We start from the raw sequence: 23,029 nt of genomic DNA, 5'->3' as shown, positions 1-23,029 counted from the left end.
TAATGGATAAAAAAACAACCATCAGAAACAACTGGACAAAAGAAGAAATAGAAGAAATTTATCACCAGCCTTTGCTGGAGCTGATCTATAAAGCATCAACAGTACACCGTGAATGGCATGATCCGTCAGAAGTACAGATCTCTACCTTATTATCCATCAAAACGGGAGGATGTCCCGAAGACTGCTCTTATTGTGGTCAGGCTGCCCGTTACCATACTAATATCAAAGTGCAGGCATTGCTTCCGACAGAAACCGTGATTGCCCACGCTCAAAAAGCAAAAGACAGTGGCTCTTCCCGTTTCTGTATGGCTGCAGCATGGCGTGAAGTCCGTAACAACAGAGATTTCGACAGGGTAATCGATATGGTAAAAGGCGTAAATGAACTTGGACTGGAAGTGTGCTGTACGTTAGGAATGCTTACCGAAGAGCAGGCCATTCGTCTTCAGGAAGCAGGTTTATATGCTTACAACCACAATCTAGATACTTCTGAACAGTATTACGAAGAAATTATCTCAACCAGAACATTCGATAACAGGATCAATACCATCAATAATGTAAGAAAAGCAAGAATAACGGTATGTTCAGGAGGAATTATAGGTCTTGGTGAAACGCACAGAGACAGAATTTCAATGCTTTTAACCTTAGCCACCATGCCAAAACATCCGGAATCAGTTCCCATCAACGCTTTAGCGAGAGTAGCAGGAACGCCGCTTGAAGACAACGAAAAAGTAGATACCTGGGAAATGGTCAGAATGATTGCTACCGCCAGGATTGTCATGCCTTCCTCCATGGTGAGATTAAGCGCCGGACGTATTGAAATGAATGAAACAGAGCAGGCGTGGTGCTTTATGGCCGGAGCCAATTCCATCTTCACAGGAGAAAGAGAAACACTATTGGTAACCCCTAATCCGGGAGTTTCCGAAGATATGCAGATGCTGGAAAAACTGGGCCTGAAACCGATGAAGATGAAGGAAAATAGTTGTTGTTAATGAGTTTCGGGAGAGGGGTACCAGTTACAGGTTATAAAGCTACAATTGGCTTATGGAACGATCATCTCACTAACTTCTAACCTCTAATTTCTAACTTCTAATTAAAAAAAAATGAATACATCCATACAATCTCTACAGTCAAGAGATAAAGCCGTCAACTGGCATCCCTACACGCAGATGAAAACAGCAGGAGATGCAGTGCCTATAGTACAAGGAAAAGGCGTCTATTTATATGATGAGGAAGGAAAAAAATACATTGATGCCGTTTCATCCTGGTGGGTGACTTTGCACGGTCATGCTCATCCCTATATTGCAGAACGTGTTTTTCAGCAGCTGAATACTCTGGAACAGGTTATTTTTGCGGGATTTACGCATGAACCGGCTGTTCAGCTTTCAGAAAACCTGTTGAACCTGCTTCCGAAGAACCAGAAAAAGGTTTTTTATTCGGATAATGGTTCCACAGCGGTGGAAGCAGCGCTGAAGATGTGTATTCAGTACGCCTATAATTCAGGGAAAGAAAAAACGAAGATTCTGGCTTTTAAAAATGCTTATCACGGCGATACCTTCGGGGCGATGTCTGTGAGCGGGAGAAGTGTCTGGACAAAACCTTTCGGAAGTATGCTCTTTGAGGTGATCTTTATCGATACACCTAACGCAGAAAATCTGGAAAGTTTAAAAATTCAGATTAAAGATCTGGCAGAAGAAACAGCCTGTTTTATCTATGAACCATTGGTACAGGGCGCAGCAGGAATGCTGATGTATGAGGCTAAACATCTGGATGAACTGATGAAATTCTGCAGAAGCAAAGAAATTCTGATGATCCAAGATGAAGTATTCACAGGTTTCGGGAGAACCGGAAAACTGTTTGCGGCCAATCACCTGACGGAAATGCCGGATATTATGTGTTTCTCAAAAGGCCTCACCGGAGGAACAATGCCTATGGGAATTACCACCTGTTCGCAGGAAATTTTTAATGCCTTTTTATCTGACGATAAGTATAAAACCCTGTTTCACGGACATTCTTTTACGGCTAATCCTTTAGCGTGTACTGCGGCTCTGGCCAGCATGGAGCTTTTATTGCAGGAAGAAACATTAACAGCCATTGATCGTATCAACAACCAACATTCCGATTTTTCTAAAATTCTTTCAAAGCATTCACATGTTGAAAATGTACGTCAGACCGGGACCATTCTGGCTTTTGAGTATAAAACAGATCAACACACTTCTTATTTTAACCAGATTGGAAAGGTCCTCTATGATGAATTTCTTAAGCGCGGGATCATTATGCGTCCGCTGGGGAATGTTATGTATCTGGTTCCGCCGTATTGCATCACATCAGAAGAACTTGATTTTATTTACCGGAATATTTTGGAGGTATTGAATACTTTTAAGAATCAAGATCATTGCCCCATGCATGCAGCTGATCAAGAATAGGACCTAATTTCCGGGCTTTATCAGTCACCTTATAATAGACTTCAGGAGGAAAATTATAGACTTCAATCCGTTGAATGATATGATTTTCCTCCATCTGTTTCAGCTGTTCAGAAAGCACTTTCTTTGAAACCCTCGGCATTTTACGCCACAATTCTATAAACCGTACCTGATCTTCCTCAAAAAGATTCAGAAGGATCAGCGGTTTCCATTTTCCGGAAAGAATATCAAGGCTTCGTCTAAGCCCGCAGTTTTTAAATTCTTCAAAATTCATCGGTAACTTTTATATATATGGTTAACCTTTTGGTAACCGTCTATTATTTACCCTTGGTTTAACCATAGTTTTGCAGTACAAAATTAAACAAAATGAAACTGGAATTATGGCGCAATGCCACATTACTGCTCCAAATAGGAGGAAAAAATATTTTAATTGATCCCATGCTTGGGGCAAAAGGTTCTTTGGGAAAGCTTCCAATGACAGATAGCGAACTGCTGAATCCCTTGGTTGACCTTCCGTTCAGTGAAGAGGAATTAAAAGATAAACTGTCAAAAATTGATGCGGTAGCTGTAACTCATCTTCATCCTGATCATTGGGACGAAAAAGCTATTGAATTTTTAGATAAAAATATTCCTGTGATCTGCCCTGAGATCATTGCAGAAAAGATAGCAGAGTCAGGTTTTAAGAATATAATTTCTATTAAAGACAGTATCATCTGGGAAAATATCAATATTTCAATTACAGAAGGGCAGCACGGAACCGGAGAAATAGGGGAGAAAATGGGTAAAGTAAACGGATTTGTCTTTAAAACAGAAGATCAAACTCTCTATGTCGTTGGTGACAGTATCTGGTATGAAAGAATTGCAGCAGAGATCGATAAGCATCTGCCTCAGCATATTGTTGTAGCCGGAGGTGCAGCCACTTTTGCAGTGGGAGATCCTATTATTATGACCAGTGAAGACATCATCAAACTTTGTGAATATGCACCCAATGCCTCCATCTTGGTCACGCATCTTGAAGCAGTCAGCCACTGTAAGGAAAGCCGTGAATACATTCAGAAGAAGATCAATGAAAACAATCTGGAGAACAGATGCTTAGTTCTGCAGGACGGGATGGAATATTCTTTATAATTAATTTAAAAGAGTTTAAAATCTATTAATCTTTAAGAAGAATGGGTTGGGGGATGGCTCATTTTTTGGATACCTTCTCTAAATTAATTTCTATGCTATCCCCATTTCTCTTAGAACTCAACTGGAAAGAATTATTTCTGGGACACGAAGAATGGTCTTTTCTTCTGGAAATCATATTACGGACTATGATCATGTTCCTGGCCATTATTATTGGCCTGAGGATTTTAGGAAAAAGAGGGGTAAAGCAGCTTTCTATTTTTGAGCTGGTCGTTATTATCGGTTTAGGTTCTGCGGCTGGTGATCCTATGTTCAATAAAGATGTTGGTATTATTTCTTCCATTCTTGTTTTTATAGTCATCATTCTTTTATACAGCATTGTCACTTTTTTTATAGGAAGAAGCAAAAAATTTGAGAAACTGGTGGAAGGAAGTTCCATCTGCCTGATCAAAGACGGTGAATTTGCTATTGAAAACTTTAAAAAAGAAAACTTGGGAAGCGATGAATTTTTTGCAGAGCTCAGGTTGAAGGGTGTTTCACAGCTTGGGCAGATTGAAACAGCTATTGAAGAAATTTCCGGGGAGATCAGTGTATTTTACTATGAAGATAAAGATGTAAAATACGGCCTTCCCATTATGCCGGATTCATTAAAAAATCCATTAAAAAGAATTCATAAAGAAAGTCAATATTCATGTATCTTCTGTGGACATACCGAATTTAAAACGGAAGGAAATGCTGGAAACTGCTCAAAATGTCAAAAAGATGAATGGATGGAAGCAAGTGAAAAAAGAAGAGTGACATAAATCAATATATCAGATATACAGTGATCAACCTTTTATTTTGTACTGGAAGACTTTCCTCCTGCGGACATCTCGCTTTTAATTTTCTGTCTATGCTGTATTCCCCATCTGGTCATAGCTCCTACCAATTCTTCAAGGGTATGACTGTAGGGCAGCAATTCATATTCAATACTTACAGGATAGCCAACAGAAACTTTTTTTACAATAAATCCGTTCAGCTCCAATTCTTTAAGCTCACTGGAAAGTACCCTTGCAGATATGCCGTTCACCTGTCTTTGAATCTCTGTAAATCTTTTATTCCCCCTCGCCATTGCAATAATAATCATCAGTTTCCATTTGCCTCCAATAGCATAAAGCGCATCTGAAACGGCCATTAAAACAGTACTGCATTCTTCTGTAAATGCCTTGCTATCTGATTGATTTTCTTTCTCTTTTGCCATAACTAAGGTTTTCATTAGTCACTAACCTTTTGGTAACGACTAATAAATTGTAAGCAAATATACTATAGTTTTGTCAGACAATAACAAGCAAATAAAGATTTTAAAACCTTATTAAAATTAAAAGTATGACATTAGAAATTTTAAAAACAAAAGAAGAATTAAGAAACTTAATTGATGCCTATGCATCCTTGGGCGATGAAAAAAAGATTGCAGAACAAATGGAATTATTTACATCGGATGCTACCTACAAAGCATATATGGGAGACTTTCTGGCAGGAGAAACTGTGGGAAGAGAAAAACTTGAAAACGAATTTAATGGCCATGCTTCGCAGGTTAAAACCTATTTCACACTAAACGGACAGCATACTGTGGAAATAGATGGAAATACTGCTACAGGTACCTCTTTTTCCCAGATTAAAATGATTCGTGAGACAGAAGGCAAAGATACTCTGACGGATTATAGTGTAAAATATGATGACCAATATGTATATCAGGATGGGAAATGGCTCATAAAAGATCGTATAGGTTATTTCACCATTGTAGAAGCCAGGCTTTTTTAATAATTCAGATGAATGTAGGCTTAAATAAATGGAGAAAATAATTTCATATGAAGAGCAAATGTTCTCTTACTTTTGAGCTTTTCAAAGATTAATTGAACCTCACAGAGATTTCTTTGTGAGGTTTTAATTTTGTTTTGTTTTAAAACGATGAAAATGAAAAAAAATACAGAAGTCTCTTAGTGTGACTTCTTTTATTTTTTTTAATCTTCCACACATTTATTCCTGGCCGCCTTCATTCCGAAATAAAACATCAGGATAACAGCGAAACTCAAAAAATAAAAAGAGCTTTTCCAGGATGCATCCCAGTCATGAAGTTTTCCAAAAACCGGAGGCCCGAATGCAGCAATCAGGTACCCCACAGACTGTGCCATTCCAGATATTTTTACCGCATTGGCGCTATTTTTCGTTCTTGTTGAAAAAAACAAAATAGACAGGCTGAAAGACAAACCATTAGAAATACCGATAATGACAGCATTAGCATAGATCCATTGCGACTGCAGCCAGACGAACATCATCGTACTTCCGAACATTAAACTGCAGATAAGTATGATCAGGATCCGCTGATCCTTCATTTTCCCGGCAATAATCGGAGCACAGAAAGTAATCGGGATCATGGTAATCTGAATAAAAAACAGGACCCATCCCGCATTTTCACCTTCCATTTTACAATCAGTAAGAAATGAAGGCAACCAGGCCATCATGCAGTAATAAAATAAAGACTGCAGCCCCATAAATACACTGATATTCCATGCCTGCGCAGATTTAAACATATTAAAATCAGAAACACTTAAAGCTGCTTTTGCCTGTCCCGGATTCTTTTTATTGAATATCAGCTCCAGGATAAGGACAAAAAGTCCCAGTCCGGCAATGATCAGCCAGATTCCCAGGGAGCCACGCCATCCGAATCCCGTCCATTCTCCGATCCTTACGCTGAAGCCTGAGGCTAATGCAGCTGTAAGATTCATAGAAACTGCAAAAATTCCGGTCATCAAACCGATCTGTTTAGGAAAATTATTCTTGATATAACCCGGAGTAACTACATTTCCGATACAGATTCCCAAACCTATAAACACAGATCCTGTGAAAAGAGTCCATAGAGATCCCGTAATCCTTAGGAACAGTCCGAAACTTAAAATAATCAGGGAATACATCAGAAACCGGCTGATACTGAATTTATGTGAAAATCTGCTCACTAAAACGGAACATGTTGCAAACATAAACAGTGGAATAGAAGTAAGTAGGCTCACCTGAAAACTATCCAGATTCAAGGCATGCCGTATATCACCCAATACCGGGGAAACAGAGATAATAGGAGATCTCAGATTACTGGATACCAGGATCACAACCAGTATATTGACCACCATCAGAATATAAGAAGCATTCTTTCTTGATTCGCTCTTCATCATATAATTAATATTTGATGCAAAATTAATTCAGCAGTTTTATTTAATTTTGCCAAAGTTTTAACGTAAAACGACATGAATGTTCACGACACTATAGATATTGATCAGCTGAAGAAGCCCTATTTTGTCTGGTTTGAAGAAGGCTGGCGGCATGATGACATTCTTCATTCTCACCAAAAAGGCCAGCTCGTGTATGTAGAAAGTGGATTCCAGTATATTACGGTCGACGGGAAGATCTACCTTCTTCCTCAAAACCACGCAGCCTGGATTCCTCCGGGTGCCATTCATAAAACCAATTCACACTCTGAAAAAATTAAACTGATGATCATGTTCGCTGATGTAGAAAAAAGCAGTGCTTTTCATCATAAGATTAATGTTTTTTCCGTTCCTCCTGTTCTGAAAGAAATGATAAAGTATGCAGAAAAATGGTCAAAAAGCATTTCAAAAGATCCGGATGAAGCACTTTTCTTACAAGCGCTTTTTAATGAGCTTCCTCATTTTGTGGAACATTCCTTACAACTTTATATCAGACTTCCTGAAGATAAAAGGTTATCTAAATCTATTGAATATCTTCACAGTCATTACCAGGAGGACATAAGAATGGAAGATCTGAGTGAAATTTCAATGCTTTCCTTACGCACAATAGAACGCATTTTTAAAAAAGAGACCGGAATAACACTGGCCAAATACCAGCAGATACTAAGAATTATTAAAAGCCTGGAACTGCTGAGCTCCGGCGACCATACCATTTCCGAAACAGCATACAAAGTAGGGTATAAGAGTGTTCAGGCCTTTACAAGAAGTTTCCAGTCTGTAATGCAGTCCAGACCTACGGATTTTATAAAAACTACTCAATAATTCAGCTGTAAATTATTATCAGAGCAAAAAAAATCTCCAGGTTGCCCCAGAGATTCATATTAATCTAAATAAGTTCTAGAACTTAAATGTGCATCCGCAAACGCTCATTTTGCCTTCAACGACTGTTGTCCACTGTCCGTTCCAGGTTCCTCCGTAAGAAGCACAGATTGAAGGGCATATTTCTTTAGCATCTTCGTTGCTCCAGATTGGTCCTGCTAAAACGTCCATAGTATATTCTGTGCTTCCTGATGGTTGCGTATCATATTCAACTTCGATAACGCTCATCTGACCTTCGACAATAGTGCTCCATTGTCCAGTGAATTTTCCTAAATGTGCCGCAGCAATACGACCTCCGATTTTTTGTGCTTCATCATTGCTCCAAAGCGGACCTGCAATGATATTGATTTTGAATGTTGACATGGTGTAATGTTTTTAAGTTGTTTAACATTACAAAGTTGTCACTTTAATGAGATATATGATAGCGTAGAAAATACCAAATTTACCATTCCGTATTTACACTTAGTTACAAAAAATCATAGGCTAAAATGAAAAAGGTCCCCTAAAGGAGGAGACCTTAAAAAAACACAAATGATGAAAAAAAATTATTTCGATCTACAAATATAAGTAAAAAATATATTATGCAAAACATCATATAAGTATAAATATTAAAAAAACATTAATTCTAATTAAAAATAAGAACTCGTTCAATAATGCTTTTCTTACCATAACCGTGAAATTTAGCAATCATATATTATCATAAAACAAAAAATAAATTAAAAAGATTCCAATAATATAAATGGTACAATTGAATAATTTCATCCAATGATTCAGGGCAATTTAAAAGGTCAATAAAATATTTTGCCATTCTGTATTCTTACTGTTTTTTCTTTCTCCATTTTCTTTACGACCCTTATAACAGTTAAATCCATTTATCCCGATACATTTAAGTTTTAACATCAGCCTCTCCATCGAGAGGCTTTTATCATGGGGTTATGATCGTGCTCATAAAGAAACACTTTCATATTTTATAAATTAGTATAAAATCCAGTACAATGAAGCCTAAGCAGATCAACAGAGTTCCACAACAGCAATCCGGTGGATTTCACGATACAGAAAGCCAGAAGCAGTTTGAACCGACACTTTTACCGATCAAGTTTGATATTTTGAAACAAAGATTTTTTTCAGTGAGCCGTTGGAAAAGCTATTGCGGTAAAGGATTTGCAGCCTTTAAACTTTATGATTCAAAAGGAAATATTGCTGAAAGACCACCTCAGAAAGGAGATTTTATGAGAATTGATATTCCCGGACCGGGAGAAACTGAAGCCAAAGGGTATGACTGGGTAGAAGTTACTGATATCTGCTTTCAGGAAGATAACTATTCGGAAAGCATTTTAATAACGTGCAGACCCTCCATAAATCCTCAGAACAGAAAAAACAGTCATATTGCCCATTTTTACAGCTCTATAGCAACCTCAACTTTTATGATCGCGAGAACGCCTACTCATCTAAAAGCCGCAGTCTACGGACGGAATGAAACGCCGAATTTTAACGCCGGATATATTGATGTTATCAGAAATCTTATGGTTGCCGTAGGAGGAATGATGGGAATTTCTAAGGTCCAGTGGAAAAAGCTGACAGATGGTTTTCTGGATTTTGAATAAATTCCTGTAGGTTGTTTTTTGACTTAAGTCAAAGTTTTTTTTTGTCTGTAACAGGACATTTGCACCGAATATTTTAAACAAAATTATGAGTGCAACATTAGAAAAAGGACAGACTATTAATTTCTATACAGCCACAATGCCTATTATCCTATCGGTATTTGCCATATATCTTACGATAGGAATTTCTTTAGGTGTGCTTCCGAAATTTGTCCAGAACAATTTAGGATTTAACAGTATCATCATAGGAATGGTAATCGGCTTACAATCACTGGCAACACTTTTAACCCGTGCTTACTCCGGAAAAATTACAGATACAAAAGGAGCAAAGAAAAGCAAAATGCTGGGAGTTTTGCTATCCGTTATTGCAGGTATAGCCTATATTCTTGCGGTAAGTTTCCAGGCATCACCCCAGACAGCGCTAGTATTTCTCCTGCTTGCCAGAATGATTCACGGTGTTGGTGAAAGTTTTCTGGTTACAGGAGCATTAACCTGGGGGATTGGCCTTGTAGGGCATCAGAATTCAGGAAAAGTAATGACCTGGAACGGTATTGCCATGTATGCCGGAATTGCTGTTGGTGCTCCGTTGAGTATCTGGATGAGTAAAGATTTTGGAGTGCTTCCGGCATTTATCCTGATCATGCTACTGCCGTTTGTCAGCTGGATTTCCACAGCGAAACTGCCTTCCATTCCTGTGGATAAAGGGCATATAAGAACTCCTTTTTACAAAGTTATAGGAGCGGTATCCGGACAGGGATTAAGCCTTGCATTTTCCTCTATGGCATTCGGATGTATTGCTTCTTTTGTGGGACTGTTTTTTACGGAGAAAAACTGGGGTGATGCGTCACTGGCGTTTATAACTTTCGGGGCCTGTTATGTATTGACAAGAATTTTATTTGCTTCATTTCCTGACAAATACGGAGGCTTCAGAATTGCTTTTATTTCTCTGATAATCGAAGCTGCAGGGCAGATCATCATCTGGACCTCGGCATCAAAAGCAATGGCTATTCTTGGCTGTGGGCTTACAGGAGTAGGGTTTTCCCTGATTTTTCCGGCATTGGGTGTGCTGGCCATTCAAAAAGTAAAACCACAAATGAGAGGAACAGCTTTAGGCGCCTATGTGGCTTTTGTGGATCTTTCACTGGGATTGGCGGGCCCGGCTGCAGGTCTTGCTGCGGGATGGTTCAATTATCAGGCGGTGTATCTGTTTGGAGGATTGAGTTGCATCATTTCTATAATCATTTTATTATTCAACAAAAAATAAACTTGAAGTAATGACAAATAATCCAGCTATATCAAGAAAAATACGTTCGGTATTTACCGTTAAAAATAAACAATATCTTAGTCCTCATTTTATCAGAGTAATCTTTAAAATTGAAGAAAATCAGGTTGAATTATTAAGAAACGTACAATCCGGATCCAACAATAAATTATTTATTCCAACAGGTATGACAGATCAAAGTCAGGAACCTTTATTCCTGACCAGAACCTATACCAACCGCAAGATCGATCTGGACAGCCGCGAACTGATGATTGATTTTGCTGCTCATGGTGAAACCGGCCCCGCCTCTCTATGGGCGCTTAATGCAAAACCAGGGGATACATTGGAAATAGGAATGAAGGAAAGCACCCGGCCACTGGTTCCTGATGCAGACTTTTATTTACTCGTTGGTGATGCTACGGCACTTCCTGTGATCTGCGCTGTTGCAGAACTGCTGCCTTCTTATGTAACTGCAAAAATACTGCTCGAAGTTCCCGGAAAGGAAGACGAAATCATGCTGTGTTCAAGAGCAGAACTCTCCGTAGAATGGCTTTATAATCCTCATCCCGAAAAAGGAAGCCGTATTGCAGATTTTGTCAAAAAAATTGAATTTCCCGCTGGAATACTGAAAAAGTATATATATGTCACGGCAGAATACAGTACTGTAAAAGAACTCCGGAGCTATTTTAAAACAGAACTCAACTGGGATTCCCACGGCATGCATGCAGTTTCTTACTGGAAAGCAGGCCAATCGGAAGATGAAACCTCCAAAGACAGGTCGGTACAGGGAGATTGAGCTTTTATTGCTACATTTGCTCAGGACTGATTTCAGATTTATGGAAGAACTATTAGCTTCATACATTAAAAGCAAAATATCGGTAACAGAAGAGGAGCTGAACATCATTCTTTCCCATTTCAGACCGATGAAACTGAAAAAGAATGAGCTGCTGCTCGCCAACGGGCAGTCCAGCCAGCGGACTTTCTTTGTGGTTAAAGGCTGTCTCCGGATTTTCTTTATCAATGAAGAAGGCCAGGATTCTACACGATATTTTGCTTTTGAAAATCAGTTTGCTACCGCACTGGTCAGTTTTATCACATCAGAACCTTCTGATGAATTTATACAGGCTGTGGAAGATTCGGAGGTGTATTATATAACGCACGGCAGCTTTTATCATCTGCTGGATGAGATCCCGCAGTGGGAGAAATTCTACAGAAAATACCTTGAAATGGCTTATGTAAACAATACCAGGAGATTGATGTCTTTTCTGGTGCAGGACGCCCTTGAAAAGTACCGCCAGCTGCTGGATGAAAACCCTATTATCGTACGGAGGCTTTCCAATAAAATGGTGGCTTCCTATCTCAATATTTCGCAGGAAACATTAAGCCGGTTAAAATCAAAACTTTAAGTTTCTTTTTTGACCCAAATCAATGTTTCAGGATCGGACAGTCTGCAAATTTGCAGTCAATCATCAGAACTATGAACAACAGCGAGCGCCAACCTTCAGATATTTTTACAGGCATTATTCTTTCAAAAAATAAAATTGCATACGACACCTTTCACATCAAGGTTCAAAGCCGGGATTTTTCAACGATTCAATATGCCGCAGGATATACCGCCGAAATTTTCCTTTGCGATCCTTATTATAGTCCGCGCAGCAGGAGTCGGGAATATGCCTTCTGGAATTATGAACCGGTTTATCATACTGCGGATTTTGTTATCACAGCAGAAGACAGCAGTGTGAAAGATTGGATGTGTACAGCTCAGGAAGGAGACAGTGTATTTTTTCGCAGATTTTTAAATGAAACGGTGACAGATCATTCCGGAAATCAGTATTTTCTGATAGGAGATCATACAGGTTTATCTTTTCTTTATGAGATCAACAGAGCTCTTGCTGTAAGCAAAAAAGTTGAAAGTTTTATATACAGTAAACACCCGGGCAGACTTTTTCCGGATCTTGATCACAGCTTTCCTTTAAATTTTTCTATTATCAATCCTTTACATCCCGAAAATATTCTAGAATACATCAGAAAACACTTTCCGGGAAATATAAAAAACAGCAGAGTGTATTTGGCAGGAGGTATGAAAATAAATTCTTTGATATCTGAATTTCTTCAGAAGGAATATTCTTTTGAGCCCAAGAATATCTATTTGAAAAACTTCAGGAGTTGAGTTATCACATTTGAGTACTCCAGAAGGGGAGAAGCTTTGAAACAATGATATTTAACATATTTCCGATATTATAAGTATTATTTAATGCATAGCTAATATTAAAATGATAAATTTAGGTCAATTAAAGTTTTTGGACTGAAGCGCTCATTTCAATATGGATCCACCATTCCGGGATTTTAATTCATTTTCAGCGAAAGAATTTTTATCAGAATAAAATGACACATAAACCATTACACAACTTCCATATTCCGGTAATGGGCCTGGCTTATACTATAGACAGTCCAATCCGTGTTGCCCAATATGGAATTTCTTCCGTGATTTCCATTATTGATGATGAGATCCTGGAAAAAATGAAAAACTTTTATAGTAAGAAATTCAGTCTTGATTATTTAGGAATTTCAACAAAAACTGAGGATTACAGGGCTAAAAGAATTACAGCTTACCTGGATATGGTAGATGATATCGTGAATGAAAAATTTGAATCTTTCAAACAGGAAATCACTAGAAATAAGGAAGCATTAAAGAACTTTATAGCCATTCTGCCCAATACTTCAGATCTGAAAAGCAGACTTCAAAATCTTGTGAACCAAAAAGACAATTTAGGCTCAAATATTAAGAACTTTATTGAAAACAACCTGAAACCGGGAAGTATCGATGTCAATATCATGACAAAAGTTGATAAAGACAACTATAAAAAAGATCAGCAACTTCCTGTGATCTTTAACGATGCCCATGCTTCACTGCGTGGTTTTGCCCAAAGTAAACTATCTTCTTCAATGGTACTTTCCGCAGGAATGAATCCTCGTTTGTACAGCTATATTGAAGAATTTGATGATTTCTTCCCCGATGAGAAGGGTATTTTAAAAAAGAAAATCATTCTGAAAGTAAGCGATTTCCGTTCAGCAATGATCCAGGGCAATTTTTTAGCTAAAAAAGGACTGTGGATTTCAGAATACAGAGTTGAATCAGGACTGAACTGCGGAGGCCATGCATTTGCTACGGAAGGGATGCTGCTGGGGCCTATCATGGAAGAATTTAAACAGAAAAAGAACGACCTTATCCAGTCTGCTCACGCCTTAATGATCACCGCCCTGGAGCAAAAAGGAAAACATACCGTTTCCGAACCTCTTGAAATGAAAATTACAGTTCAGGGTGGAGTGGGAACCTCTGAAGAACATGAATTTCTGCTTGAAAACTATAATGTAGACAGTGTCGGATGGGGATCACCATTTCTATTGGTTCCTGAAGCTACTTCTGTAGATACGGAAACCAGAAATCTACTTTTAAAATCTGGAGAAAAGGACTTCTATCTGAGTAATATCTCACCTTTGGGAGTACCTTTCAATACGGTTAGAGGAACATCTAATGAGCTATTAAAAGAACAAAAGGAATCTGCCGGAAAATACGGAAGTTCTTGCCCGAAAAAACTACTGGCTCTAAGCAAAGAATTTTCACCGCAGGGAACCTGTACTGCCTCTAAGAAGTACCAGGATATTAAACTGAAAGAACTTCAGACAGATCCTGAGCTTACTGCTGAAGAATTTAGCAAAAGGAAGACTGAGATTACAGATAAAGCCTGTCTCTGTGTAGGATTGGTAAATGCCGCTTATATAGAACAGAATCTTGAAGTAAGGGGCGAAAAACAGGGGGTTGTTATATGTCCGGGACCTAATCTGGCTTTTTTTGACAGGGAAGTTTCCCTTTCGGAGATGGTAAAACACATCTACGGGAACGCTAATATTCTTCCGGATAACCAGCGCCCGAATATGTTCATCAATGAACTGAAAATGTATGTTGATTATCTTAAAAAAGAAATCAGTAATTCTTCAGCACAGATCACAAATTCCCAAACCAAAAAGTGGAATACATTCAAAAAGAATGTTCTGGAAGGCATTGAATATTATCATCACATGTTTCATACATCCACTTTCTTTAAAAGCGGATTGAATACCATAGAACTGCAGCTGCAGGAACATAAATTGATACTTACAGCTATTGAGATTCCTCAGGCTGAAAAGTAACAGTATTTTTTTAAATTGATAGATAAACAGCTTTCATTGTGAAGGCTGTTTTTTTATGTTCATTCTAATAAAATAATCAGTTACCTTCTCCTCTTAAATGTAAAAAAGTGAGGCAGAATAAGCTTTTCTATTTATAATAACTATAAGCCATATGCTTATTTTGAATCTGAAATCCTCCATGATAATCCTTACCTTAGTACATGAAATTTTAATTCAATCTGTTTTTATGAAAAAAAGAAAAATAAAAAATACAGACCTGTCAGTAGCCCCAGTTAATTTTGGAGGAAATGTTTTTGGATGGACGCTGGACGAGAAGCAGTCCTTTGATATATTGGATCAGTTTACGGATGCCGGGTTCAATTTTATTGATACAGCAGATACCTATTCCTGGTGGGTCAACGGAAAAGGAGGCCAGTCTGAGGAAATCATAGGAAAATGGATGAAAAATCGTTCCAACCGTCAGGATATAGTTCTGGCTACCAAGGTGGGATCTGAGACCAAAGAACACGGTTTTGACATCAGCAAAAAACATATTTTGAAATCTGTGGATGAATCCCTTCAAAGGCTTCAGACCGACCATATTGATCTTTATTATACTCATTTTGATGATCATACCACTCCCGTAGAAGAAACGCTTTCTGCCTACGACGAGATCATAAAAGCCGGGAAAGTACGCTATATTGCTGCTTCCAATCTTTCCCCGGAGCGCCTGAAGGCATCATTTGAGGCTTCAGAAAAAAATAACCTTCCCAAATATGTAGCCCTACAGCCTCATTACAATTTAATGGAAAGAGAAGGTTTTGAAAAAAATTATGCTCCGCTGGTGGAAGAATTTGGATTGAGTGTATTTCCGTACTGGTCCTTAGCTGCCGGTTTTCTTACCGGGAAATACCGTAATGAAGCAGATTTAGGCAAAAGCCAGAGAGGAGAAGGTGTAAGAAAATACCTGAATCCAAAAGGTCTTGAAGTATTAAAAGTCCTGGACCACGTAAGCGAAAAGCATAAAACAACACAGGGAACAGTCGCCCTGGCATGGCTTCTGGCCAATCCTTTAATCACTGCACCTATTGTAAGTGCGACAAGTGCCTCCCAGCTTGATACTTTATTCAGCGCCCCAAAACTTATTCTAGACCAGGAAGATATTGAATTGCTTAATCAGGCAAGTCATTAATTAATTTCATCTGAAATTAAAAATATCCGTTCGGTTTGCTGAACGGATATTTTTTATGTTTTTAAATGATGAAGTTTGATTCTGAACTTTATGTTTAAAAAATTAATCAGAATATTCTTTCAAAAGCTGTCTGTAGCTCATCAAGATGGATGATTTTGAAATAAACCCTATAAAATCATTGTTTTCACTGGTTACCGGAAGGTTCCATACGCCGGTATCATCAAAAATCTGAAGAATTTCCAACGGTTTATTGTCCCGGTGAATGACTGCAGGCGGAGCTTTCATAATTTGCGCAACTGTCATGGAGCTGTCAGCTTCTTTATTAAAAAGATAGGGACGGATATCATCCAAAGTAAGGATGCCTTTCAGTTTTCCTGCCTCATCTGTTGCTGCAAAAATATTTTTAGTTCCATTTTTCACCTGCTCAAATAATATTGTAATGGAAGCGTTTTCATGGATTGTTTCTGAATATTTGTCTATAAAATCTTCGGTTCTTAAAGCAAAAAGCAGGTTTTTATCATGCTTGTTGGTAAATATTTTCCCCTGATCAGCCAAAGATTCCAGTTCCGGGGAGATCGGGGAGAACCATTTTGCAATAAGATAAGAGATAATGGATACGATCATCAGCGGAATAAAAAGATCATATCCAAAACTGGATTCAGCGATCAGAAATATAGCCGTAAGGGGAGCATAGAGTACACCGCTCATTGCTCCTGCCATTCCTACCAGAACAAGATTCGTTACCGGAACATCCGTAAACCCGATATGCTGGCAGACTACTGCAAATAAATAACCCACCGTTCCTCCGGCAAAAAGAGACGGGGCAAAATTACCACCGTTACCACCGCTAAATATTGTAAAAGACGTAGCAAAAGCTTTTAACAGACATACCAGAACCAAAAATATAATAATGGTCCAGTCTCCGATATCAAAATACCGGAAAAAGCTGTTTCTGATAATAGAATGAGTACTTCCGTTGGTAAAAGCCTTCACTGTCTCATATCCTTCTCCGAACAATGGCGGAAAAAGAACACATAACAATGACAGCACCAAACCTCCGAACATAGCCTTACGCATCCTTGAAAGCTTAAGCCCTTTGATGAAATGTTCTACTTTTTGAGAAATCACGACAAAATAACGGGCATACAGTCCGGTCACAATTCCCAGTATAAGATAGTATGGAACATTTTTATAGTTAAAGGGCTCTCTGGTATAAAACCTGAAAAGCACATCTTCCTGAAGCAGAATCCTTGATAAAAGGCTTCCGCAGACAGCAGCCACTACCAAAGGAATGAAATCTGTAAAAACCACACCTGTCAAAAGAATTTCAAAAGCAAACATGATTCCCGCAATCGGAGCATTGAAAGCTGAAGCAATACCTGCGGTGGCTCCTGCAGCCAACAGGAGAGTCCTTTCCTTATAGCTGAGCCGGTAGGTCTGTGCATAATTGGAACCGATGGCGGCCCCTGTAACTGCAATAGGACTTTCTAATCCCGCAGATCCTCCTAAACCAACTGTCACGGCGCTTTGAATGATCTGTGAATACATTTTTACAGAAGCTACAATACTTGAGTTCTGAGCGATTTCATACAAAATTGCACCGATTCCTTTTCTGTCCTGGCCTTTAAACAGAGTAAGAACAATAGCTGTAGTAAGAACGATTCCCAAAAAAGGAAAAACAATATAGAATAAGATCTGATATTCAAAATGTACCTTATGCGTAATAAAATTATGGATGGTATGTACAAGCGTTTTCAGGACCACTCCGGCAAGACCAGCAGTACAACCCACGAGTATTCCGGAAAGTACCAGAAACTGGTTCCTGCTGAGCCTGTTATTAAGCCAGTGAAGAATCAGTTCATAGCTTCTGGCTTTTTCCAGTCCGTATTCCTGGAAGTCTCTTTTAAATTTTAGAAAGCTTAAATACTTTTTTTTATTGTGAATTTTCACTTGGAAACCAATTTTAAAACCGTAATGGTTTCGTAAATTTATGAAATATCTTTATAAATGTCTGGTCATGGATTACTAAAAAAACATTAAAGCTTATCGCAGCACAATGAAATTCAATAGGTTATATCATTGTAAATATTTCTCATAATTTTAATTCCATCCTGCAATTGAAAGATCCATCCGGAAATCTCAGGTATTTTTAATCATATTGATTTAAAAGCACTGTAAAAATTTTAAGAAACCGATTCCAGATTGTCTTTTTTCAGATTATTAATGAAATAGGAGGGACTTACTCCGGTTTCTTTCTTGAAAATTACTGCAAAAACTTCTCTCGACGAAAATCCACAGGCTTCGGCCAGATAGCTGATCTTATATTCCCGGTAAATGTGATTTTCATACAGCTTATTGGTAATATAGTTGATCCTGAGACCATTGATGTAGTTATTATAGCTGTTTCCTTTATACTGTTTGATGATTTCCGATAGGTATCTGGTATTGGTATTCAGGTCATTGGCCAGGGAAGTAAGGCTCAGATCTTTTTTAATGAATTTTTGTGATTTTTCAAATTTTTCTAGCTTGGTCAGGATCATTTTTAGTGTTTCGTCTGTGATATTAATGCTTTTCTCAGTAGAAATTTCCAGCTGTACATTTTGTGCCGGAGGATCATTGGTCTTTTTAAGGTTATTAATGACTGTCTCATAACTTTCATGAAGTTTTCTCTGGTTTCTTTTCCAGAAAAATAGACCACCCGCCACAAGAAGTATAATAAAAGTAAAGACAATCATCAGCATTTTCTGAATATTCCCGGTATGAACTTCTCCCTGCTGATCCATCATCTTTTTTACGGGAGTATTGATAGTTTTCTTTTCTTCGTTAACGAGACTGTCATTCAGTTTCGTGTAGAGATTCATATACTTTTTTGAAGCTTCCTTTTCTCCAAGCTCTACATAAGATTTGAAGTTAACTTCATAAATATCTCTGCGGATATAGGGTATACTCATTACTTTTTCCAGCTGTTCGGCCTTTTCTGCGTAGTGTACAGCCTGGTCATATTTTTTTTGGTCATAATACAGCCATGCATATTCATTCAGAATAGTAACTTCCAGGTTTTTAGATACTCCATAATGTTCATTTTGAGCTATCTTTAATGCTTTGTCAAAATAACCCTCCGCATCATGGATCCGTTTGGACGCGACGCTTGTCATACCCAAGTTCATATAAGACAGCGCAAGAAGGTGGTATTTTTTTGATATAAAATCCTTGCTCTCTCCAATATGAACTGCACTCTCCAGGCATTTTTTCTGATAATGTATCACAGAATCCAATGGGGCATTCACATGGGCCAAATATGAACTTATACCTGTATATATCAAAGATTTCAAATAATTCTTTTTGTCTTCAGACTCTATTTTTTCAGATATTTTTAATGCATTTCTAAAATCTCTGATACTTTCATTGTTAAAGCCTAATTCTGTGTAAGATGAAGCTCTTAACCTGTAAATATTGGCCAGTTTTGCATCATCGTTCGCATCTATAGCGAGCTTTTCACCTTCTGTACTCAGATCGATTACTTTTTTATGATTTCCTGCGTCATAATATCTGGCCATAAGGATAGAAGTGCTTTCCAGAAGCCCTTTTTTATAGCCTGCCTTTTTAGAGGCACGGTAAATCTCATTCGAAAGTTCTATTGATTTTGCAGGATTGCTCTTAGACAGTTCTTCAGCCCGGATAATTTTAGAATCAATTTGTGAATTTGTGAGAGATCCGGAATCGAGCTGAGCATGAAAAAGCCCGAAAATAAAACAGGACAGAAATAAAACGGTATTTTTCATCATGTGTTTTTTGAAACAGCAAATTAAGTACAATATTAATGATTATCTTACAATAATAGTGTTAGTTTTTCAGAATTTATATTATTAATTAATTTTTCAACCAATTGAACTTGAAGGATTTAAATTCAAATCTGCAAACTAAACAACACTGCTTAATCTCATTTAGAAAATTACCTCAAAATATCTGCTTTTTTTCAGAAATCATTTCAATCCATACTTTTACATACATGACCAAAAGCTTAATATTGTGTTTTTTAAAGATGGAAAAATTCATCTTAACTTTAAAGCAATACAAATAATAAAAGAAATTATTTACCGCTACAGCCCGGATATCCTTACTGAAACAGGTCATTTGGTTTAAAAATATTAAGATATGGCTAATACTATAAATTCATAGTGAAGTATTCAGAATTTACAACGTTATCTATTTTTATATTCCATGATAAACCTTTAATGTTGCGTTAGAATCTCACATGATGTTTGTAAAACAAAACAGAATCAGGCTTAAAATTCTAAAACACAAGTATGAAAAGCAATAACCTTGTCAAAATTTCTAATTTCCTCAGTTAGGAGTTTTGTCCTATTGCTTTTCCTTTATTTATCCCTCTTTCATCAAAAATAAAAATTACTTCTAATTCATCTAAAAAAAACACAAACAATAAAAAATATGGATCTAAAACATCTGAACATTGGATCAATGATAAAAGAAAAGGTGGCCCAAAGCGATATAGAAATGTCTCGCATATGTAAATTCCTGAACTGCCAGGAAGAAGATATCCTGAAAATGTATAATTCTTCTGCTTTTGACACGGAAGTCCTTCTGCGCTGGTCCAAACTCCTCCAATATGATTTCTTCAGACTTTATTCTCAACACCTGATTTTGTATTCTCCACAGTCTTCTATGAATTATATTCAAAAGAAAAAAACAGATAATCTACTCCCGGCTTTTCGTAAGAGCCTTTACACCAAAGAGATTGTAGAATTTGTCCTGCACAAGATCAGAAAAGGGGAAATGACAAAATCCAGTGTAATTTCTGAGTATAAAATCCCCAAAAGCACACTCTACAAATGGCTTCATAAATATGATATGATAAATAAATAAAGGCATAATGAAAAATATTCCGGATTACAAAAGAATCTATACAGACCTTATCAATGAAAAATATCCTGATAAAAAGGAAGCATGTAGAACCATACTCTCTAAAAAGACTTTGTCCATATTGGATGTTATCGCTTGCAGCAACATTCTTACGGATAAGGAAGATAAAAATACCCTTATTTTTAATCAGAAACATCGTTTTTATGATAAACAATCGATTCTTGAAATACTAAATTACCAGGAAAAGTATGGATACAATAACGCACAACTGGCCCGGCATTTTAAATTAAGCAGAAATACGGTTGCTAATTGGAAAAAGAAACTTATTTAGCAGAATACGGTATATAAAGTGTATTTTAAAAAATAATCACTTATATATCAAACATTTACAATCTAAAATCAATGTGTTTATTTCAGTAAATATTACACCATACATTTTATATTCTGAAAGAATTTGCCAATTTTTGTATTAAGCCTAATTCATTAACTAAGAAAACCTAAATTTGCATGTTGGTATCAAATTTGTTAATAAGCAGTTTTATATCAGAAGTTACACTAAATCCTGACATCTTAAAAACACAATTCAAATGAAAAAAAAATTGCTATCCCTAGCTTTTATTGCATCATCTCTCTTGAATGCACAGATAGGAATTAGTACCAGTAATCCATTGGGAATTTTGCATGTTGACGGTGCAAAAGACAATACAGCATCAGCCACTCCCGCACAAATCAGTAATGACCTTATTATTACTAATACCGGTTTTATAGGAGCAGGCGTTTCAAATCCAATAGTAAAACTTGATATGCGTTCAGCAGGACTTCAGAATGCTGTTGGACTGGGCTCAACAACTATGACAGCGAGCGCAGCGGGAGCAGGGGCCGTGCGATATGAACCTACTCAGGCAAAATTTCAAGTATCTGACGGGAATGTATGGGAAGCAGCAATTATCCTGCCCACTAAAGCTGTGGTGGTTGCCAGGCTGACAAGTCCGTTCTCGGTTCCTTACAATACTGATGTAAATATTACAGGATGGGACGAGATAAGAGATCTTTCCAACAGTTTTGATCCTGTTACAGGGATTTTTACGGCTCCAAGAACCGGAGTTTATACGTTTTTGATGACGTATAATTTTGTTTCCGGATCAATAGTCAATTCTTCTGAAGTCACCAGCCAGTTTTACAGCCCAACTACTGCAGCTATCCTTGCGCGTTCTTACAAGACCTTTGCCCGCAGCAATGAAGATGCCCAGGTAGGAGGTTCCGCCACCATTACAGTAAGCCTGACTGCCAACCAGACTGTGCGGCCACAGCTTAATCAAAACATCACAGGATCCGGGCCAAGAGCTTTAAGAGCAAATGCAGACTGGACCCATCCGGATGCAGGTTTTAACAATATGACCATTATTGAAAATTAAAAAATACACAAAATGAAAATTAAAAATTTATATCAATTACTGGTTTTTTTTCTGTCATTCTCTATACAGGCACAGACAGGTTTCTTCACCAAAGATCCAATGCAGACTTTTCATTTAGACGGTGCAAAAGATAACAGCAGTGTACCGCCTTCTGCACCTCAGATATTAAATGATGTAGTAGTAACCTCCAATGGTAACCTGGGGGTGGGACTGTTAAATCCCAAAACAAAAGTAGATGTCCGCTCTGCCGATCAAAAAGGGATTATAGGATTGGGAACAAGCTCACAGACTGCCGCAGCAGCAGGTGGTGGTGCCATCCGTTACAGCACCGGAAATATTATCCAGTATTCTGACGGTGTATCGTGGCATAATCTTCCAATGACCTTACCGCCTAAAGCAGTGGTGCTGGCTAATAAAAGCAGTGCGCTTACCCTCACAAATAATACCACCACTCTTGTAAACGGATGGACCGTAGTTACAGATTCACAGTCTAATTTCAATGGTACTACTTTTACTGCACCCAGAAACGGATTTTACATCGTTTCGTTCAATATTACCTTAGCTGATGGGAATATTGCCCAAAACTCAAGAATTGAAACTATTATTGAAAGTAATACAGCCACTAATAATATCCAGACATACAGAAGTGTAAACTCATACCCGGCATGGGACGTTAATACAGTGAATAATATTGTAGGAGGTAACTGTACGGCTATTTTCAATTTGGTAGCAGGTGATACCATCCAGTTTAAAGTATTTCACAATTTCGGAAGCAATAAAAGTATAAATACAGCCAATACCGGTACCAATAACAGTATCAGCGTTTACGAACTATAAACAAACAAA

At 37.7% G+C, this 23,029-nt stretch carries 23 protein-coding genes; 17 read left to right on the top strand and 6 right to left on the bottom strand.

The annotated features are described in order from the left end of the window. The first annotated feature begins 2 nt into the window (after positions 1-2). Both bioB and bioA read left to right on the top strand, forming a co-directional pair. Positions 3-989 carry a biotin synthase BioB gene (gene bioB / locus V6R96_RS13370; RefSeq protein ID WP_336379493.1) on the top strand — a complete coding sequence of 329 codons (987 nt, stop codon included), beginning with the start codon at positions 3-5 and terminating at the stop codon, positions 987-989. A 111-nt stretch (positions 990-1,100) separates the two neighbouring features. Continuing rightward, positions 1,101-2,423 (top strand): adenosylmethionine--8-amino-7-oxononanoate transaminase, encoded by a 1,323-nt coding sequence (bioA, locus tag V6R96_RS13365; protein WP_336379494.1) that lies wholly within the window; start codon positions 1,101-1,103, stop codon positions 2,421-2,423. On the opposite strand, the gene V6R96_RS13360 is transcribed toward bioA, so the two are convergent. Beyond that, entirely contained in the window at positions 2,377-2,694 is a 318-nt protein-coding gene (locus tag V6R96_RS13360) for a helix-turn-helix domain-containing protein (protein ID WP_111953480.1), read from the bottom strand. The two genes, bioA and V6R96_RS13360, sit on opposite strands and share 47 nt — an antisense overlap. Positions 2,695-2,786: 92 nt before the next feature. On the opposite strand from V6R96_RS13360, the gene V6R96_RS13355 reads away from it, so the two are divergent. Together V6R96_RS13355 and V6R96_RS13350 are read left to right on the top strand one after the other, a co-directional pair. Beyond that, positions 2,787-3,548 (top strand): MBL fold metallo-hydrolase, encoded by a 762-nt coding sequence (locus tag V6R96_RS13355; RefSeq protein ID WP_336379495.1) that lies wholly within the window; start codon positions 2,787-2,789, stop codon positions 3,546-3,548. 92 nt (positions 3,549-3,640) lie between these two features. Beyond that, entirely contained in the window at positions 3,641-4,348 is a 708-nt protein-coding gene (locus V6R96_RS13350; protein ID WP_336379496.1) for a DUF421 domain-containing protein, read from the top strand. Positions 4,349-4,380: 32 nt separating this feature from the next. Here the strand turns inward: V6R96_RS13350 and V6R96_RS13345 are convergent, their stop codons facing one another. Beyond that, a complete protein-coding gene (locus V6R96_RS13345; RefSeq protein WP_223559453.1) occupies positions 4,381-4,785 on the bottom strand; it encodes a helix-turn-helix domain-containing protein in 405 nt (134 codons plus the stop codon). Between the two features lie 125 nt (positions 4,786-4,910). Between V6R96_RS13345 and V6R96_RS13340 the strand changes: the two genes are divergently transcribed. After that, positions 4,911-5,345: a nuclear transport factor 2 family protein gene (locus V6R96_RS13340; RefSeq protein WP_336379498.1), complete on the top strand. Its 435-nt coding sequence runs from the start codon at positions 4,911-4,913 to the stop codon at positions 5,343-5,345. A gap of 200 nt (positions 5,346-5,545) precedes the next feature. On the opposite strand, the gene V6R96_RS13335 is transcribed toward V6R96_RS13340, so the two are convergent. Then, on the bottom strand, positions 5,546-6,751 hold the full coding sequence (locus V6R96_RS13335) for an MFS transporter (protein WP_228452524.1): 1,206 nt from the start codon (positions 6,749-6,751) through the stop codon (positions 5,546-5,548). A gap of 72 nt (positions 6,752-6,823) precedes the next feature. Here V6R96_RS13335 and V6R96_RS13330 point away from each other — a divergent pair, with 72 nt between their 5' ends. Further along, on the top strand, positions 6,824-7,606 hold the full coding sequence (locus tag V6R96_RS13330; RefSeq protein ID WP_336379499.1) for an AraC family transcriptional regulator: 783 nt from the start codon (positions 6,824-6,826) through the stop codon (positions 7,604-7,606). A gap of 75 nt (positions 7,607-7,681) precedes the next feature. Here the strand turns inward: V6R96_RS13330 and V6R96_RS13325 are convergent, their stop codons facing one another. Further along, complete coding sequence (locus tag V6R96_RS13325; protein WP_040995112.1) at positions 7,682-8,026, bottom strand: mannan-binding lectin; 345 nt, start codon at positions 8,024-8,026, stop codon at positions 7,682-7,684. A gap of 632 nt (positions 8,027-8,658) precedes the next feature. Between V6R96_RS13325 and V6R96_RS13320 the strand changes: the two genes are divergently transcribed. From V6R96_RS13320 to V6R96_RS13290, 7 genes are all read left to right on the top strand, one after another. Continuing rightward, on the top strand, positions 8,659-9,267 hold the full coding sequence (locus V6R96_RS13320; RefSeq protein WP_336379500.1) for a hypothetical protein: 609 nt from the start codon (positions 8,659-8,661) through the stop codon (positions 9,265-9,267). A gap of 85 nt (positions 9,268-9,352) precedes the next feature. Beyond that, positions 9,353-10,528: an MFS transporter gene (locus V6R96_RS13315; RefSeq protein WP_336379501.1), complete on the top strand. Its 1,176-nt coding sequence runs from the start codon at positions 9,353-9,355 to the stop codon at positions 10,526-10,528. Positions 10,529-10,538: 10 nt separating this feature from the next. Then, positions 10,539-11,321, top strand: coding sequence for a siderophore-interacting protein (locus tag V6R96_RS13310; RefSeq protein ID WP_336379502.1), 783 nt, complete (start codon positions 10,539-10,541; stop codon positions 11,319-11,321). Positions 11,322-11,361: 40 nt separating this feature from the next. Next, a complete protein-coding gene (locus tag V6R96_RS13305; RefSeq protein ID WP_223559446.1) occupies positions 11,362-11,931 on the top strand; it encodes a Crp/Fnr family transcriptional regulator in 570 nt (189 codons plus the stop codon). Positions 11,932-12,002: 71 nt separating this feature from the next. Further along, on the top strand, positions 12,003-12,695 hold the full coding sequence (locus V6R96_RS13300; protein ID WP_336379503.1) for a hypothetical protein: 693 nt from the start codon (positions 12,003-12,005) through the stop codon (positions 12,693-12,695). 215 nt (positions 12,696-12,910) lie between these two features. Beyond that, on the top strand, positions 12,911-14,716 hold the full coding sequence (locus V6R96_RS13295) for a hypothetical protein (RefSeq protein WP_336379504.1): 1,806 nt from the start codon (positions 12,911-12,913) through the stop codon (positions 14,714-14,716). A 226-nt stretch (positions 14,717-14,942) separates the two neighbouring features. Further along, positions 14,943-15,887: an aldo/keto reductase gene (locus V6R96_RS13290; RefSeq protein ID WP_336379505.1), complete on the top strand. Its 945-nt coding sequence runs from the start codon at positions 14,943-14,945 to the stop codon at positions 15,885-15,887. Positions 15,888-15,989: 102 nt separating this feature from the next. On the opposite strand, the gene V6R96_RS13285 is transcribed toward V6R96_RS13290, so the two are convergent. Continuing rightward, complete coding sequence (locus V6R96_RS13285; protein WP_336379506.1) at positions 15,990-17,837, bottom strand: chloride channel protein; 1,848 nt, start codon at positions 17,835-17,837, stop codon at positions 15,990-15,992. A gap of 233 nt (positions 17,838-18,070) precedes the next feature. After that, the gene (locus tag V6R96_RS13280; protein WP_336379507.1) at positions 18,071-19,672 is read right to left on the bottom strand and encodes a tetratricopeptide repeat protein; all 1,602 of its coding nucleotides are present in this window, start codon (positions 19,670-19,672) and stop codon (positions 18,071-18,073) included. Between the two features lie 664 nt (positions 19,673-20,336). On the opposite strand from V6R96_RS13280, the gene V6R96_RS13275 reads away from it, so the two are divergent. From V6R96_RS13275 to V6R96_RS13260, 4 genes are all read left to right on the top strand, one after another. Beyond that, the gene (locus V6R96_RS13275) at positions 20,337-20,771 is read left to right on the top strand and encodes a transposase (protein WP_336379508.1); all 435 of its coding nucleotides are present in this window, start codon (positions 20,337-20,339) and stop codon (positions 20,769-20,771) included. Positions 20,772-20,778: 7 nt separating this feature from the next. Further along, positions 20,779-21,099, top strand: a complete 321-nt coding sequence (locus tag V6R96_RS13270) for a helix-turn-helix domain-containing protein (RefSeq protein WP_336379509.1) — start codon at positions 20,779-20,781, stop codon at positions 21,097-21,099. Between the two features lie 256 nt (positions 21,100-21,355). After that, complete coding sequence (locus V6R96_RS13265) at positions 21,356-22,183, top strand: hypothetical protein (RefSeq protein ID WP_223559439.1); 828 nt, start codon at positions 21,356-21,358, stop codon at positions 22,181-22,183. Positions 22,184-22,195: 12 nt separating this feature from the next. Next, on the top strand, positions 22,196-23,020 hold the full coding sequence (locus V6R96_RS13260; RefSeq protein ID WP_111953508.1) for a hypothetical protein: 825 nt from the start codon (positions 22,196-22,198) through the stop codon (positions 23,018-23,020). The last annotated feature ends 9 nt before the right edge of the window (positions 23,021-23,029 follow it).

This window comes from Chryseobacterium sp. CCNWLW53 (genome assembly GCF_037083525.1).
Lineage (GTDB): Bacteria > Bacteroidota > Bacteroidia > Flavobacteriales > Weeksellaceae > Chryseobacterium > Chryseobacterium lathyri.
This window is presented reverse-complemented; position numbering and strand designations above follow the sequence as displayed.